Source organism: Spongiibacter thalassae (assembly GCF_012272835.1).
Lineage (GTDB): Bacteria > Pseudomonadota > Gammaproteobacteria > Pseudomonadales > Spongiibacteraceae > Spongiibacter > Spongiibacter thalassae.
In genome coordinates, this window is record NZ_JAAWWK010000005.1 from 82732 (window position 1) to 99028 (window position 16297).

The 16297-nt window shown below is 59.6% G+C and carries 13 protein-coding genes; 8 read left to right on the plus strand and 5 right to left on the minus strand.

Annotated elements, in window-relative coordinates; genetic code table 11:
- Positions 1-93: 93 nt before the first annotated feature.
- Together HCU74_RS13775 and gshB are read right to left on the minus strand one after the other, a co-directional pair.
- Complete coding sequence (locus HCU74_RS13775; RefSeq protein WP_168451016.1) at positions 94-1017, minus strand: energy transducer TonB; 924 nt, start codon at positions 1015-1017, stop codon at positions 94-96.
- On the minus strand, positions 1014-1976 hold the full coding sequence (gene gshB, locus HCU74_RS13780; protein WP_168451017.1) for a glutathione synthase: 963 nt from the start codon (positions 1974-1976) through the stop codon (positions 1014-1016). Before gshB ends, HCU74_RS13775 begins: the two co-directional genes overlap by 4 nt.
- 373 nt (positions 1977-2349) lie before the next feature.
- Between gshB and pilG the strand changes: the two genes are divergently transcribed.
- The 6 genes from pilG to HCU74_RS13810 all read left to right on the plus strand — a co-directional run bounded on the left by pilG (position 2350) and on the right by HCU74_RS13810 (position 11926).
- Complete coding sequence (gene pilG / locus HCU74_RS13785) at positions 2350-2745, plus strand: twitching motility response regulator PilG (RefSeq protein ID WP_168451018.1); 396 nt, start codon at positions 2350-2352, stop codon at positions 2743-2745.
- Between the two features lie 75 nt (positions 2746-2820).
- Positions 2821-3183, plus strand: coding sequence for a response regulator (locus HCU74_RS13790; RefSeq protein WP_168451019.1), 363 nt, complete (start codon positions 2821-2823; stop codon positions 3181-3183).
- Between the two features lie 14 nt (positions 3184-3197).
- The gene (locus HCU74_RS13795) at positions 3198-3740 is read left to right on the plus strand and encodes a chemotaxis protein CheW (protein ID WP_168451020.1); all 543 of its coding nucleotides are present in this window, start codon (positions 3198-3200) and stop codon (positions 3738-3740) included.
- A gap of 125 nt (positions 3741-3865) precedes the next feature.
- Positions 3866-5899, plus strand: a complete 2034-nt coding sequence (locus tag HCU74_RS13800; RefSeq protein WP_168451021.1) for a methyl-accepting chemotaxis protein — start codon at positions 3866-3868, stop codon at positions 5897-5899.
- Between the two features lie 37 nt (positions 5900-5936).
- Positions 5937-11402: a hybrid sensor histidine kinase/response regulator gene (locus tag HCU74_RS13805; protein ID WP_168451022.1), complete on the plus strand. Its 5466-nt coding sequence runs from the start codon at positions 5937-5939 to the stop codon at positions 11400-11402.
- A complete protein-coding gene (locus tag HCU74_RS13810; RefSeq protein WP_168451023.1) occupies positions 11399-11926 on the plus strand; it encodes a hypothetical protein in 528 nt (175 codons plus the stop codon). Before HCU74_RS13805 ends, HCU74_RS13810 begins: the two co-directional genes overlap by 4 nt.
- Before the next feature lie 10 nt (positions 11927-11936).
- Here the strand turns inward: HCU74_RS13810 and HCU74_RS13815 are convergent, their stop codons facing one another.
- Together HCU74_RS13815 and argA are read right to left on the minus strand one after the other, a co-directional pair.
- Entirely contained in the window at positions 11937-12668 is a 732-nt protein-coding gene (locus tag HCU74_RS13815) for a 16S rRNA (uracil(1498)-N(3))-methyltransferase (RefSeq protein ID WP_168451024.1), read from the minus strand.
- Positions 12669-12675: 7 nt separating this feature from the next.
- Positions 12676-13983: an amino-acid N-acetyltransferase gene (gene argA / locus HCU74_RS13820; protein ID WP_168451025.1), complete on the minus strand. Its 1308-nt coding sequence runs from the start codon at positions 13981-13983 to the stop codon at positions 12676-12678.
- Positions 13984-14080: 97 nt separating this feature from the next.
- Here argA and HCU74_RS13825 point away from each other — a divergent pair, with 97 nt between their 5' ends.
- Positions 14081-14944 (plus strand): hypothetical protein, encoded by an 864-nt coding sequence (locus HCU74_RS13825; protein ID WP_168451026.1) that lies wholly within the window; start codon positions 14081-14083, stop codon positions 14942-14944.
- Positions 14945-14959: 15 nt separating this feature from the next.
- Complete coding sequence (locus tag HCU74_RS13830) at positions 14960-15622, plus strand: 2OG-Fe(II) oxygenase (protein WP_168451027.1); 663 nt, start codon at positions 14960-14962, stop codon at positions 15620-15622.
- Positions 15623-15628: 6 nt separating this feature from the next.
- On the opposite strand, the gene HCU74_RS13835 is transcribed toward HCU74_RS13830, so the two are convergent.
- Positions 15629-16246, minus strand: coding sequence for a class I SAM-dependent methyltransferase (locus tag HCU74_RS13835; protein WP_168451028.1), 618 nt, complete (start codon positions 16244-16246; stop codon positions 15629-15631).
- Positions 16247-16297 lie beyond the last annotated feature (51 nt).

Here is a 16297-nt window from a genome sequence, read left to right on the forward strand (position 1 = left end):
CCGGTTGACAGCATCGGTGTGGTGGCAACCCCGGCGGGCGCCTTTAATGAGCATTCCTTAACAGTATGGGTCAAATCCCGACAAACTCAAGAATCAGCTTCCGCTGGCGCGCAGGGCGTCGCGCTCGAAGCGCCAGGTGCGGACGATGCCAAGGCGATTTTTGCCGTCAAGTACCTCGGCGGGAATGGCCTCGAAGGGGGCAGCGAGGCGAACAATGCGGTGGGCGGCCTGATCCAGCAGGGGATTGCCGGAGCTGCTCATAATGCGGACTTCGTCGATGCGCCCGTCGGGGAACAGCATCAACAGCAGGCGCAGTTCGCCCTCGATGCCGGTGCGGCGGGCTTCGTCGGGGTAGTAGCGGTTGCCGATTTCCTCGATGTGGGACTCCCAGCGGTCGAGGTACAGCGCATCCGGCGAGCCGCGGGTTGCCACCGAGGTAATAAATTTGGGTCTCGGCATGTTGGCATAGCTTTGATTCAAACGATCCAGTTGAGCCTCCAGCGCGGCAATATTGTCGCTGAGCTCACTGGTGTCGTCATCGCCCTGATGGCGCTCCACCTGGCGCTTGTCCCGGGCAGTGGAGACATTGAGTGCGCGGGAGGCGTCAGCATTGCTGTGTAGCAGGGTTTTGCTGTCGCGCAGCTCTTGTCGGCGGGCCTGTTTCAGCACCTCCTCGGTCGGCGCGGTATTGTGGTGATAGGCGCTTTCACGACGGCTGCTGAGCTCCGCTTTGTCGTCGAGGGTGCCACTGCCGGCTTGGTCGTACTGGGCAATATAGTCGGCCTTGTCCGGTGGGCTTTTGCTTTGGTATTGGGCGAGGGTGACTTCGAGGCTGGGCAGTCGTGGGCGGATGTCGTCCATGTCAAAGCTGACGCCGAGAATCATCGCCAGATGGAGGGCCGTCGCGAAGCAGATAATAAAGCCCAGCCGCTCAGGTGACGGTTGCAGCCCGCTGTGCAGCGCGGCGATGTCGCCGTTGGCATACTGCGGAACAACAGCCCCCTGCCTGCCGGTCATAGCGGCTTGCGATCCTTGAGTTTGCCAGCGATGCAGTCGAGCAGTCGTGCGGCGATGTCGGTGCCGTATTGGGCGTCTATTTCCCGCAGGCAGGTGGGGCTGGTCACATTGATTTCAGTGAGGGCGTCGCCGATAACGTCGAGACCAACAAGCAACAAGCCCTTCTCCCGAGCGACCGGGCCGACCTGTTCGGCAATCCAGCGGTCGCGATCGTTCAGCGGTTGTGCTCGACCGGTGCCGCCGGCCGCGAGATTGCCTCGGGTTTCACCCGCGGCGGGGATGCGCGCCAGGCAGTATTCCACTGGCTCGCCGTCGATGAGCAGAATGCGCTTGTCGCCGTCGGTAATGGCCGGCAAATAGACCTGGGCCATAATCATTTCCTGGCCGTGATTGGTCAGGGTTTCCAGTATCACCGACACGTTGGGGTCGCCCTCGCGCAGGCGGAAGATGGAACTGCCACCCATGCCGTCCAGCGGCTTCATAATCACGTCACCGTGCTGCCGGTAGAATTCCCGCAGGCGCCGGGGGTCGCGGCTGACCAGCTGGCGCGGCGCGCACTGGGGGAATTGCAGGGCAAACAGCTTTTCGTTGCAGTCGCGCAGGCTTTGCGGCCGATTGACCACCAGTGCGCCCTGTCGTTCGGCCAGCTCCAGAATATGGGTGGCGTAGAGAAATTCGTTGTCAAAGGGCGGGTCCTTGCGCATCAGGATCACGTCGAGGTCGCCGAGGTCGATATCCTGGCACTCGCCCAGCTCGTAGAACGCGTCGGGATTGCGAAAAGCGCGCAGACTCTGGCTGCGGGCGCGGGCACGGCCATTTTCAATGTACAGATCTGGCAGGCACATGTAGTGAATGTCCCAGCTGCGACCCATGGCTGCCCAGAGCATGGCGAGGGTGGAGTCTTTCTTGTAGTTGACCTGGGTTATGGGATCCATAACCACGCCTAGCCGGATTGTCATATATAAGCCTGTGGCAGATGTTGGATGGTGCGCGCCGGTGGTCGGTCCAAAAGGCGGACAGTAAACCGCGTTACCGGATAAATGTGATAACTGTTAAAGCCGTCGCGCTATGTTAACGAAAAAAGCGTATCCTCGGGACGGTTTGGTTGAGACTTCGCCGTTTCCACTGACATAAAATAACGTATACGAGACCTGGCGCGCAATTTGAACATCGCGCCTGCGATGGTGGTAAAGGGGCTGTGGGTCGGCGGCAGAGCTTGGTCACATTACCGCGCCTGTCCGCTTGTGTTTTGCCACATTTCACGGTTTTATAAGGCGCGTCCGCAAGTAGATCGTGAGCGCGGCTCGTCTTTATTTTGGGGTTTAGGTGTATATGGACGCTAATTTTTCCGACCTTAAGGTCATGATTATCGACGATAGCAAGACCATTCGTCGGACGACTGAGACCCTGCTGGCCAAGGCCGGGTGTACCGTCATAACTGCCATCGACGGATTTGACGCATTGGCGAAAATAGCCGATACCAAGCCGGACATTATTTTTGTCGATATTATGATGCCCCGTCTCGATGGTTATCAGACCTGTGCCTTGATCAAAAATAACAGTGAATTCAAGGACACGCCGGTCATCATGCTGTCCAGCAAGGACGGCTTGTTCGACAAGGCCAAAGGCCGTATCGTGGGCTCGGATCAATATCTGACCAAGCCCTTCAGTAAAAATGAGTTGCTGGACGCGATCCAGACCCACGTCGCTAACGAAGCGGTCGACTAACCGTAGCAGCTCGATAAGCAGAGTCCGACGGCCCGGAACTGTAAGCAGGCAGATTGTTTTAGCGAGAGGGATGCAATGCCACGCGTATTAATCGTAGATGATTCACCCACTGAGATTCTGAAAATCACCCAGATTCTCCATAAACGTGGCTACGAGGTCATTACCGCTGCCAGCGGTGAAGAGGGTGTAGAAATGGTCAAGACCGAGATGCCGGATGTGGTATTGATGGATATCGTGATGCCCGGTCTCAACGGTTTTCAAGCAACACGTCAGCTCAGTCGCGACCCGCAGACCAGCGGCGTGCCGGTTATCATAGTGACCACCAAGAGTCAGGACACCGACCGCCTCTGGGGACAGCGCCAGGGAGCAAAGGGGTATATCACCAAACCGGTCGATGGTCGGGTACTCATCAAAACTATCGAAGCCGTGTTGAACTGAGCGGGCCGACGTCGATGTCTGAGCCGCTTAATATCTTTCGATATCTCACCGAGCTTGCCCGCCGCAGTCGCGGCGGCAGCGGTAATCTCACCACGATTCAGGACGCCTCCGACTCGCTGTGGAGTGGCGTCGGTTTTTCCGTAGATGGTCATCGCTGTGTCGCCCCGATGGGGGAAATTGTCGAGGTGCTCACCGAGCCGGTGGCGACCCGTTTGCCCGGGGTGAAAAGCTGGATCAAGGGCGTGGCCAATGTGCGCGGGCGCCTGTTGCCACTGCTCGATTTAAATGCGTTCCTGGAGCGCGGCGCAGTGCAGCAGCGTTCCAGCCGGCGCGTACTGGTGGTGGAGCACGGCGATATCTATATCGGACTCATCGTTGATGAAGTGTTTGGTATGCAGCATTTCCAGCTTGACGCCTTTCAGCACGACAGCGAGAACTTTCCGCCAAGCTTGCAGCGCTATATCGATGGCCATTACAAACAGGGGGGCACCCAATGGGCGCTGTTTCGTCCCCCGTATTTAATTGAAGATGAAGATTTTTATAATGTCGCAGCCTGAATAATCGGCGGCGAATGCCGGCGCCAGTGGCGCCGTCTTTGTCTGTGTGGAAGACAGATCAATTCGCGCACAGGCGGTCAGCATAAAACTTGAATACAACAACTGCGATTCTGGAGTCGGGGCGAATGAAAGCGAATAATCAGGGGGGCAGATCGGCGCTGCGAACAAGCCGTACTGTCAGCGTGTTGGTCGGCCTTATCCTGGTAGGGTTTGTCGGCGCAGGGTTTAATACCTATGTGATTCTGCGTGATGCGGACTATGACCAGCGCTACCTGGAATTGACCGGAGAAATGCGGTTGTATGCCCAGCAGCTGGCCAACGCCTCCCGCGAAGCCGCACTGGGTGACACTGCCTCTTTCGATACTCTGGCGCGGTCGCAGCGGAATTTCAGAGCCGTGCGTCGGCAGCTGGTTGACGGCACCAGTGACTTGCCCTCACCGGCCAATATGCTCGGGTCAGATATCAACGAGCTCAATCAGCTGTGGGAGAAAGTTGATGCGGCGGCAGAGACCATCGTCAGCAACCGCGAGCGGATTATTTTCCTCTATGAAGTCGCGACAAACCTTAACCGACTGATTCCCCAATTGCAGTCAGCAAACAACGACGTGGTGGCACTGTTGCTTAACGGAGGCGCATCTGCCAGTCAGGTTGCCCTGGCCCAGCGCCAGTCCTGGTTGCTGGAGCGAATTGCCCGAAACGTCGATCGCATGCTTCAGGGCAGCGATGAGGCGACATCGGCGGCGGAGCAGTTCAGTCTGGATGCACGGGAGTTTGGCACGGTCGTCAGTGGTCTGCTGGAGGGGAACAAAAGCCTGGGCATAGACCGTGTGAACAGCAAGGAAATCCGTGCACTGCTGATGCGTATCGGGCAGGACTTCCAGATGATTAGCGGTTCGGTAGACGAAATATTCCAGGTGTCGCCGGAGCTGTCGAAGTCCACGGAAGCCGCTGAATCGATTGTGGTAAACGTCCCTGAAATCATGCAGGTGACCAGTGACCTTTCAGCAGCGATCAGTCGCCTGGATCAATCGCGGCCGTTGTCGGTACCCAGTGCACTGGGCTTTGCCGGTTTGATTTTCTTCGCACTGGCCTTTCTGAGTCTGAGTTCATTCCGCAGTACCCAGCGCCGTTTGAAGGCCACAGCGGAAACCAACGAGCGCAACCAGACGGCTATTTTGCGTCTGCTCGACGAACTGGCAGATCTCGCCGATGGTGACTTGACCACGTCGGCGACGGTGACCGAGGACTTTACCGGCGCTATTGCCGACTCGATCAACTACACCATCGACCAATTGCGGGTGCTGGTGTCGCAAATTAATGAAACCGCCCAACAGGTCTCCTCGGCCGCACAGAGCTCGCAGTCGACGGCGTTGACCCTCGCTGAGGCCTCCGAGAGTCAGGCGCGGGAAATCTCCGGTGCGTCGGCGGCCATTACCGATATGGCGGTCACCATCGACAAGGTATCCAGCAATGCGCGGGAATCCGCGGCGGTTGCCCAGCGCTCGGTTGCTATCGCAAATACCGGCGCCGAGGTGGTACAGAACACGATCAAGGGTATGGATAATATCCGCGAACAGATTCAGGAAACTTCGAAGCGTATCAAGCGTCTGGGGGAATCAACCCAGGAAATCGGCGATATCGTATCGTTGATCAACGACATCGCCGACCAGACCAATATCCTCGCCCTTAACGCGGCCATCCAGGCGTCGATGGCCGGTGACGCCGGCCGTGGTTTCGCGGTTGTTGCCGACGAAGTTCAGCGCCTCGCAGAGCGCTCCTCCGGGGCGACCAAGCAGATTGAAGCCCTGGTTAAGACCATTCAGTCAGACACCTCCGAGGCGGTTATCTCGATGGAGCAGACGACCTCGGAGGTGGTGCGGGGTGCCCGTCTGGCGCAGGACGCCGGTGCCGCACTGACAGAGATCGAGACTGTATCCCAGGAGCTGGCGGAGTTGATCGAGACGATCTCGAACGCCGCCGCCGACCAGGCCAAGTCAGCCGGGCAAATTTCGTCTACGATGAGAATTATCCAGGAGTTCACCTCGCAAACCTCTGCCGGTACCACCGAAACCGCAAAATCAATCGGTGAGCTGGCTGAGATGACCGATGACTTGCGCAGTTCGGTAGCGGGCTTCACGCTCCCCGGCCAAACAAGCTAGCCAGATACAGGCCCTACAGGAAACCGGGTTCAGGGATATGAGTGATCGTCGAGACTATATTGCACTTGATTGGCTGACCGCCGAACTGCGCGCAACGCTGCAGCAGTGCGTTGCGATGATCCGTGGCCTGGGCGGCGACGACGTCGATACCGTGGTGCTGGAGTCGGTGTCCGGGCTGCTGCATCAGGTGCACGGCAGCTTGCAAATGATCGAGTTCAGCGGTGCGGCGCTGCTCGTATCGGAAATGGAGCAGGCGGTGCGCGCGGTGATGGACGGTGCAATCGCCTCCGGCCAGCGCGCGGAATTGCTGACCACGGTTGCCAGCGTCGCCGACGATATTCCCGGTTACCTCGAAGCATTGCGCGCCCACCATTGTGAACTGCCGGTGTCGTTGATGCTGATGCTCAACGAGCTGCGCGTTGTTCGCCGCCAGCCTCTGCTGTCCAGCGGGCTGTTGTTTTCCCCGCAGCGAGTGCCACCCCAGGGTCAGCCGCCCAAACGCGAGGATGTCGACGAGCTGCTGGAAAAATTGCGGCAAATGTTCCAGTTGGCGCTGACCAGCTATTTTCGCGGCGGCGCCGATCGGGCAAAAGGCCTGCAGTATTTACAGAAGGTAAGCCACCGAATGGTGCGCCTTAGAGCGGGCAGCAAGCAGCAGACACTGTGGTTGGCGGCAAGTGCGCTGCTCGATGGTGTCGACGCAAATGGTTCACCTGGCAACAAGGCGCTCGACAATATGCTGCGCCGCTTGGACAGAGTGCTGCGCGATGTGGCGGGTGACGACGGCACTCGAGTGGAGACGCTGCAAAAAGACGTCATGTTCTATGCCTTGTGCGGCGACTATTCTTCCGCGGCATTGCAACAGTTGCGCAGCCAGCAGCAGCTTGAAACGGGCTTGCTCGAAATCAGCGGCCAGCAGCAGTTGTTTGCCCGCGCGCTGCAAAGTCTGGTGCAGTCGTTGCAGTCAGCCTCGGTGAATGCCCTCAATGGTCCCAGTGCACCGCTGCGAATACAGATTAATGATATTGCCGACGGCATGGCTGTGCTCGGCTTGCAGGACTCGTTGTTGGCTCTGCGTGCGGTGGCAAAATTACTTGACGATTCTACCTCGCTGCCTACGGCACAGGGTGTGAGCCGCGCGCTCCAGCGCCTGGTAGAACAGCTTGAAGCCCGCGGCGAAGACGTTGGCGAGGCCTCGCCTGCAGAGGCGCTGAATGACGCCCGGCGCAGCCTGATCACGAACGGTCGCAAGACCCTGTCGGTGTGCCAGGAGGCGATTGTTAACTATGTCGCCGAACAGTGGGACTACGAACATCTGCGCCCCCTGCCGGCACAGCTGTCGGAGCTGGCAGAGACCCTGCGCGAGGCCAATTTTGACGAGGCGGCGTCGATACTCGACAGTGCGGCCGGTTACATCGACAACACACTGATCGGCGCGGCCGAAGGGCCAACATGGTCGACGCTCGACGCTCTTGCCGATGCACTCACTTCGGTGGATTACTATCTCGAGCGCTGCGGGGTGGGTGCCGATGGTGATGACCAGAATCTGATGGCGGTGGCCGCAGACTGTATTGCGCGCTTGAGCGATTCCGGCATTGCGCCCACAGCGGATAATATCGTCTCCCTGAATCCGGCTGATACTCACACGCCGGCGGGCGTGGCAGAAACCGATCACGGCGCGTCGATGGTGGATGATGCGGTTGACGGGGCCGAAGCCGAAGGCAGCGCGGTTGAGCTGGATCCGGATATTGTCGACATCTTTATTGAGGAAGCCGGAGACGTACTGAGCGCGCTCAATGAAAAGCTGCCGCGCTGGAAAAGCGGTCTGGCGTCGACCTCAATTCTTGCCGATGTGCGCCGCGCATTTCATACCCTCAAGGGCAGCGGCCGTATGGTGGGGGCTGAGCAGTGTGGTGAGCTGGGTTGGGCGGTGGAAAACATGCTCAACAAGGTTGTAGATGGCCAGTTCACCATGGACTCGCTGCGCTTTGATACCGTCGAGGCTGCCAGCCAGTTACTACCGGAGCTGATCGAAGAACTGGCCCAGGGGCGAGCGTTGCCGCCAGCGCGCCTGCACAGTGTGTTGGTTGATGCGGCCGCGCTGAGCCGCGAACAGTCGCCCCAGCTGGTCACCCGCGCCGCGCAAAGCAGCAGTGAAGAAAGCGAGTTGACCGGTGTCTTTATTGGTGAGGCGGAAGTCCATCTCGGCGTTATCGAAAATTTCGTCAACAACGTTTATTCCTATCCCGCGCGATTGACCGACGAATTGCAGCGCTCCCTGCACACCCTTAAAGGGTCGTCAAAGATGGCCGAAGTGTGGGCCGTGGCCAGTATCATTACGCCTCTTGAGGGACTGGTGAAAGAGCTGCGGGCGATGCGAATTTACGCCGACGAGGCATTGGTGACGCTGATTGCCGATGTGTTGGCGGAAACCCGGAAATTGGTATCGCGCCTGCGCCATACCGATGCCTCGTCGCTGACTACGCCGGAGGTGTTGCGCACTCGAATCGAAGCGATGTCCCTGAAGTTGCTGGCTGAGGCCGAGGCCAATGGTGACTCGGCGTCACAGGCCGTGCCATCGGGTGCCCTGGATCGCTTTCTGCTGACCTTTGGCGATCAGATACAGTCGTTACAAGAGCGTCTGCAGCTCGCCGAGGGGAGCCCTCCGGGTAGTCTGTTTACCGAATATGCGTTGAGTATGGGGCACTTTGCCCAGCGCGCCGAGGAAATTGGCAGCGAGCCCACCGCGGAGCTTGCCCATGCGCTGGAGGTGCTGCTGAGTCATTGCAGCACACCGGTGTCCCCCGGGTTTGTCAGTCTGGTGGAGGAGAGCCTCGACCAGCTAATGGACGACCTCAATCAGCTCGCCGCGGAAAATTCGGCGGTAGAAAACCCTCGCTTGCTTGAGCGACTGCGCGACTATGACGTGCTGGCAGAGCAGGAACAGGCAAGCCAGCCAGAGTCAGCCGGTCCATCGGATTTAACATTCGAGCCAGAACAACCAGACCAACCAGAACCGCCGGAATCCGAAGCAGAGTCAGAAACAGGGTTGGATGCGTTGCCGGAGGCGGCAATGCCCCTTGGCGATGTTGCCGAGAGCGATGCCAACGGCCCTGCGCTATCACCAGAGCCGCTGGCAACCTCGCGCCTCGAGGAATTTGTCGCCGAAGTCGAAGCCCAGGCTGAGACCGAGATCCAGCTTGATGATGACGTCGACCCGGAAATCCTCGAAATCTTTCTGGAGGAGGCCCGCGACCTGTTGGAGGGGCTCGATGCCAGTCTGCAGGAATGGCGTGCAGATCTCAGCGACAAGCAACCTCTTGACGATATTCAGCGCTACTTGCATACCCTCAAGGGCGGGGCGCGTCTGTCGGGCATGAGCGCCCTTGGTGACCGCTGTCACGATCTTGAAACGCTGATTGCCGAAGCCTTGGTGAACCGCGGTACCGACATGTCGCAGCTGTTGATACAGGTGCAGCAGGCCCAGGACACTCTGGTGCGCAGTCTTGAGGGCGTACTTGCCGGGGCGGCGCTTGAACAGCCTGAGGGCGGTGCGGCGGAGGCTGCCGATTTGGTAGAGGGTGTGCCCAATGCGGCGTCGTTGACAGCGGCAGCGGAAGCGCCGGTAGCAGGGCGGCAGCAACCCCTGGCTGCGCTGAATCGCGGTCCCCAGGAAATGATCAAAGTGCCCTCCGAACTGTTGGAGCGTCTGATTAACCTGGCAGGTGAAACCTCTATTGCCCGTGGTCGGGTAGAGGAGCAGGTTAACGAAGTTCATTTCTCCCTCGAAGAAATGGAAATGACCGTTGAGCGCCTGCAGGAACAGGTGCGTCGGCTGGATATGGAAACTGAAGCACAGATTATCCACCGTCAGGAACAGATGGAAAGCGAGGGCGCAGAGGGATTTGATCCTCTGGAATTTGACCGTTATTCGCAGCTGCAACAGCTGTCGCGCTCACTGCTGGAGTCAGCGTCGGATCTGGTTGACCTGCGCAATACAGTGGTGGACAAGAGCCGCGATATGGAAACCCTGCTGTTGCAGCAGTCGCGGATCAACTCGGAGCTGCAGGAAGGCCTGATGCGTTCGCAGATGGTTCACTTCTCGCGCATGGTGCCGAGGTTGCGGCGGGGCATTCGCCAGCTGGCGGGGGAGCTGGGCAAACAGGTTGAATTCCAGGTTTTTAACGCCGAAGGTGAAATGGACAGGCGGGTGCTGGAACGTATTATTCCCGCGCTGGAGCATATGCTGCGCAATGCGGTCGATCACGGTGTCGAGAGCCTTGAGCAGCGCCGCGCCGCAGGCAAGCCGGATACCGCCATGGTGTCGATGCGGTTTGACCGGCAGGGCGGCGATGTACTTATTGAAATCAGCGACGACGGCGGCGGTATCGATTTTGAGGCGGTGCGTCGCAAGGCGGAGCGGCTGGGCCTGCTGAGTGCCGACGTCGAAATCGGCGAGCGGCAGTTGCTCGACTTTATCTTCCATGCGGGCTTCAGCACCTCGGACAATGTCACCCAGATATCCGGGCGTGGCGTCGGTATGGACGTTGTACGCAGCGAAATCAAACAGCTGGGCGGCTCCATCGATGTCCACAGCGAGCGGGGCAAGGGAAGCCGCTTCGAGATTCGTCTGCCCTTTACCGTATCGGTTAACCGTGCACTGATGGTCAGCGTGGGCGGTGAAGTCTACGCCGTGCCGCTGAACAATATAGAAGGTATCGTGCGGGTCAGCCCCTACGAGCTGGAGGTCTACTACGAGGAAGGTGGGCCGGACTTCGAGTATGCCGGGCAGAGTTACCAACTGCGCTATATGGGTCAGATGATAGGCGTTAATGCGCCTCACCTGGAGGGGCATGTTGACCCTCGGCCGGTGCTGCTGATACGCAACGCTGAGCCACCCACTGCCATACAGGTCGACTCCCTGATGGGTTCCCGCGAGGTGGTGGTGAAGGCTCTCGGGCCCCAGTTCGCCGCCGTGCCGGATCTGTCCGGTGCGACAGTACTGGGTGATGGCAGCGTGGTGGTGATACTGGATATGTTGGCCAGTATTCGCGCCGATGCCGCGCGCCGGCTGAAACGTGCCGATCAGCACATTGCGCTGGAGCAGCATCCCGCTGACGCCAAGCACGTAATGGTGGTGGACGATTCGGTGACGGTGCGCAAGGTTACCTCACGCCTGCTGGAACGTCAGCAGATCAAGGTGAGTCTCGCCCGGGACGGTCTGGAAGCGGTGAACCTGCTTCAGGAGATGGAGACCCTGCCTGATGTGTTGCTGCTGGATATTGAAATGCCGCGCATGGACGGCTTTGAGGTGGCGAGCCGCTTGCGCAGCAGTCCCCGCCTCGCGTCCATTGCCATCATTATGATCAGTTCCCGTACCGGGCAGAAACACCGTCAGCGGGCATCCAGTCTCGGCGTGGACCGCTTCCTGGGGAAACCCTATCAGGAAATTCAGCTGTTAAAAGCGATTGAAGAAGTGTTAGCCAAGGTGGAAAACCCATGAGCAATGCGGTGCAGGCCGGAGCATCCCTGGCCAATTTAATTATGCCGCTGAAGGGCGGTGGCCTGCTGGTGCCGAACAGCTGTGTTACCGAGGTGGCATCGGCGGGGCAATTGGTCAGTGCGCTGTCATCTGACTGCGTGGTCGGCTTGATGCGCTGGCGCAGCAAGAATATTCCATTGGTCAGTTTTGAAGCCCTGCGCGACGGTGTGATGCCAGACACGGCGTCCTTTCGTCAGGTGGCGGTGATGAGCGGTCTCACCGCCCATGAGCAGTTGCCGCACTACGCCATTATCCTAGCCTCGGTGCCCCATTTGCTGAGCTTGCGGGAAGTGGATATTCAGCTGGACGACAATACCGATCTGGCTGAGCGCGAAGCGGTCTATGCCCAGGTGCTGGTGCATGGCCAGCGGTTGATCGTACCGAATCTCGATGCCGTCGAGGCGAAAATTCTGCATACGATTGGCGAGGCCCCGACCGAGGCCGCCAGCGAGCATACCACCGAGAACAACGATTCTTTGAGTTAGCGCGTGGGTCTCAGCCCATGTCGCCCCAATGGAATTGCAGTATGCTCAGCGCTGCCAGGGGTGCGGTTTCCGTGCGTAGCACCCTGGGGCCGAGGCGCAATGAGGTAAACCCCGACGCCAGGCTGGAATCAATTTCTTCGGCGCTGAGCCCTCCCTCCGGTCCCACCAGCAGGGCGAGACTTTCCGGCTTCTGACGGGCGGAAAGTGGCGCGTCGTCGTGGGGCTGCAACACCAGTTTCAGAGCGGCGCTGCACTCCCCCAGCCAGTGCTCCAGACTTTGCAGGGGCGCCAGCTCCACCAGACGATTGCGGCCGCACTGCTCGCAGGCGCTGATCATCACCTGTTGCCAGTGGTGCCATTTCTTTTGCTCGCGAGCGTCATCCAGTTTCACGTCAACGCGGGCGGTGCGCAGCGGTACGATACGCGACACCCCAAGCTCGGTGGCCTTCTGAACCACCGTGTCCATACGGTCGCCCTTGGAAATACCGATGGCCAGCTCAATATCGAGGGCAGGCTCGGCGTGGACATCCCCTTCGACGGCGGTAACGGTACAGCTGATGTCTCGCCGGGTAGCGGCACTGACGACGGCGTGGTAGCTGCTGCCGTCGCCGTTAAACAACCGCAGCTCGCGGCCCACCTTCATTCGCAGCACCTGCAATAAATAGTGGGCGGCACGTTCTTCGAGAGCGATGGTGGCGCCGTTTGCCAGCGCTTGGCTGGTATAAATTCTGGGTACTCGCATCGCTTTGCTACAGTTGTTTGATAAAGGCTTTGGACTTGCGCTGAAAATTATACAGCTGCTGTTTCGCCGGTGGCAGGTCGGCGACCGCACAGTCGACATAGCCCTGTTCCTGAAACCAGTGAGAGGTTTGGGTGGTAAGCACAAACACACTTTCCAGTCCCTGGCGGCGGGCGGCGGCCTCCAGTGCCTCCAACAGGCGCTCGGCGCGATCTGCGCCGCGGTAGTCGGGGTGGGTGGCCACACAAGCGATTTCGCCGCTGCGCTGCTCCGGATAGGGGTACAGGGCGGCGCAGGCGATCACCATGCCGTCCCTGACCAATATGGTGAAGTGCTCGATCTCGTTTTCCAGCAGCTCCCGAGAGCGCTTTAGCAAGACACCGCGCTCTTCCAGGGGCTCGATGATGGCGAGGATGCCGCCGACATCGTCGATGCTGGCGGTGTGCAGTTGCTCGTAGTGTTCCTGGGTAATCAGCGTGCCCGCGCCATCCCGGGTAAACAGTTCCTGCAACAGGGCGCCGTCGCTCTTGAAGGACACCATATGGCAGCGGTCGATACCCAGGTCGCCGGCGTCAACCACCGCCTGTACGATACTGTCCCTGGCCAGCAGGGGCTGTTTTTGCAGCTCGGCATCGACATCGCGGTATTCGCACTGGCGAATCAGTTCGCCGTCAGCGTCGAGCAGGCCGGCTTCGGCGGTGAGCAGAATCAGCTTGTCCGCCTTCAGCGAGGCGGCGCAGTGCACCGCGACATCCTCTGAGGTCAGGTTGAAGATCTCCCCGGTGGGGCTGTAGCCCAGGGGGGAAAGCAGCACAATATTCTGGTGGTCGAGCTGGTGGCTGATTGCCTTCGCGTCGATTTTGCGCACGATGCCAGTGTGCTTGAAATCAACGCCGTCAATGACGCCGAGGGGGCGTGCCAATACATAGTTGCCGGAGCACACTCGAATTGCCGCGCCGTGCATGGGCGAGTTGGCGACCCCCATGGATAACAGTGCCTCGATGTGGGCGCGCATGGCGCCCGCCGCTTCGGTGACACAGCGCAGTTCCTGCTCGTTGGTCACCCGCAGGTCATTGTGGAATTGGCTCTCCAGACCACAGCTGTGCACCCGCTCCTCGATCTGTGGTCGCGCGCCGTGGGCCAGCACCAGACGCACGCCGAGGCTGTTCAGTAGGGCGATATCGTGCACAATATTGGCGAAGTTGCCGTCGGCAATGGCCTCGCCGCTAAGCATCAATACAAAGGTTTTACCGCGGTGGGCATTTATATAGGGCGCAGAGTTGCGGAACCATTTAACGTATTCAGTCTGTTCTGACATGGCGGCGGCCGTTAGCTGTGTAGTCGCAGCTATTTTGTGTGCATGCTCAGTCGCTTACAAGGGCTTTCTGCAATATGAGTCAACCTGAAGGGCATAGATGAGTCATCGGCATTTGGACGACGAAGCGCTCTGTGAGAACTGGCGTGAGCAGTGGCAGCTGGCGCTGGACCATCATTTTGAGGATGCCCACCAGCGGCTTGATCGGGTTTATCGACAACACTTTACCTCTCTGCCGGCGGTGTGTGATCGCCACCGCCGGCACTGGCGGGATATTCCCGGCGACCTGCTGGCCATGCCCCGCGCCCTGTGGCGGATGCTGCGCCGCCGTCCGGCAGACCGCGCCCGCCGTTTAACCGGCAAGGAGCAGGAAGTCGCGCTGCTACTGGCCAATGAGGTGTTGGACCTCAGCGGGCTGCGCCAGCGGCTGGAGGCGCAGATCCACACGTCGCCGATGTCAGCATCGCCACGTCGCGAGCCGTCGCTGCCCGACGATGAGCAAGCGACCCGGCGTTTGCATCAGGCGGTGGCGCGCTGGGGTGGCAGCCACGAGGGTGGCCGGGAGCTGTTGTTGTTTGTGTTGCTCGGGGTCGCCGGGCGCAGCCTCAGCGACAAGGTGGTGATCGGCAGCGCGTCACTGGTCGGCGTGTCCATGGCAAGCAGCCTGTATATCAGCCAGCAGGGCATTTTGGGCGCGTGGTGGGCCTCGTGGTTCGGCGTGCCGTCGTGGGTGAGCATCACTGGAGCTGTGGTGGGCGCCTGCACCATGCTGGTTTTGACGCCGCTGCTTGCCCCGCTGATCGAATGTCTGTTTAACCGCATGTGGCGTCGGCGGCGCCTGCATCGGCTGATCGACGAAGTACATCGGGAATTATTACCACCTCGGCGCGAACAGCTCTGGCAGTGGGGGGGCTATATGCAGTATCTTCCCGACCTTCTCGCCTTGCTGCGTACCATGCCCTAGTCCCCGGAAACCGCCGTGTCAGTTGAATTAGTCGAATACGCCGTCGACAGCGAAGCGCTGTACGACCAGATCGCCGATGGCCTTGTGGCCAGCGGCTTTGTGCACCTGCCGGTGGCCCTGCCTCCCGAGCTGAGCGAGGGCTTGTTACAGCATGTGTTGGCGATGGCCGATGAAGACTTTCGGGCCGCCGGGGTGGGGCGGGCGGATGACTTTACCCGCAACCCCTTTGTGCGCCGGGATCAAATCCGCTGGATGAGTGGCGATTCCGCCGTGGAACGGGATTACCTCGCGTGGATGGAGCAATTGCGGGTCGGGCTCAATCGCCGCTTGTTTCTTGGTTTATTCGACTACGAGTGCCACTTTGCCCGCTATCCTGCGGGCAGTTTCTACAAGAAGCATGTTGATGCCTTTCGCGGTCGCAGCAATCGGGTGTTGTCGACGGTGCTCTATCTCAATCCGGGGTGGACGCTGGCCGATGGTGGGCAGTTGCTGGTTTATCCCGACAGCGCATCGCTGGAGCCGGATCAGCAGGTTATTCCGTTAATGGGCACTCTGGTGGTGTTTCTCAGCGAGAAAATCCCCCATGAGGTGGCGCTTGCGACCCGACTGCGTCACAGCATTGCCGGTTGGTTCAGAGTGAATGCCAGCTCGGCGGAGGCGGTTGATCCGCCGCGCTAGCAGCGCTTATATTCGGCGCAGTACACCGAGGCTGTTAACCCGGCTGACCGCTTCGAACAGACCCGACGCCAGCGCCAGGCGATATACCGCAATCGGTGCCTGACCGCCCTCTTCCGGGTTGGGGAACAGATCGTGGATGGCGAGAATGCCACCGCGCTGAAGATGGGCGGCCCAGCAGCGGTAATCTTCCAATGCGGCTTCAAGGCTGTGGCCACCGTCGATAAATACCATGGCCAGCGGTGTCTGCCAGTGACGGGCACACACCGACGAGGGGGCCACCAGTGGCACCACATAGTCGGTCAGTCCGGCGGTACGCAGGTTGCGCCGAAATTCATTGAAAGTGTCGAAAATACCTTCCTGGGCGTTGTACAGCTCGGGGTCATGAAACATCTCCCCAAGCTGGTGTTCCTCCGAGCCAATATGGTGGTCTACGGCGTATACCACGCTGCCAGCCTCGCGGCAGGCGGCGGCCAGATACAGGGTAGACTTGCCACAGTAACTGCCGACCTCCAGCAGGGGGCCGTTGCCGGCCTGCTCCCGGGCGAAGTGCAGCAGGGCTTCGGCTTCATCTTCGGCGAGAAAACCTTTGATGGCGTCGATATCGATGGGTAAAGACAGGGGCATGATGAAGCTCTACTGGCCAGTTTTCAGGGAAGCGAAACCATAGCGAAAGAC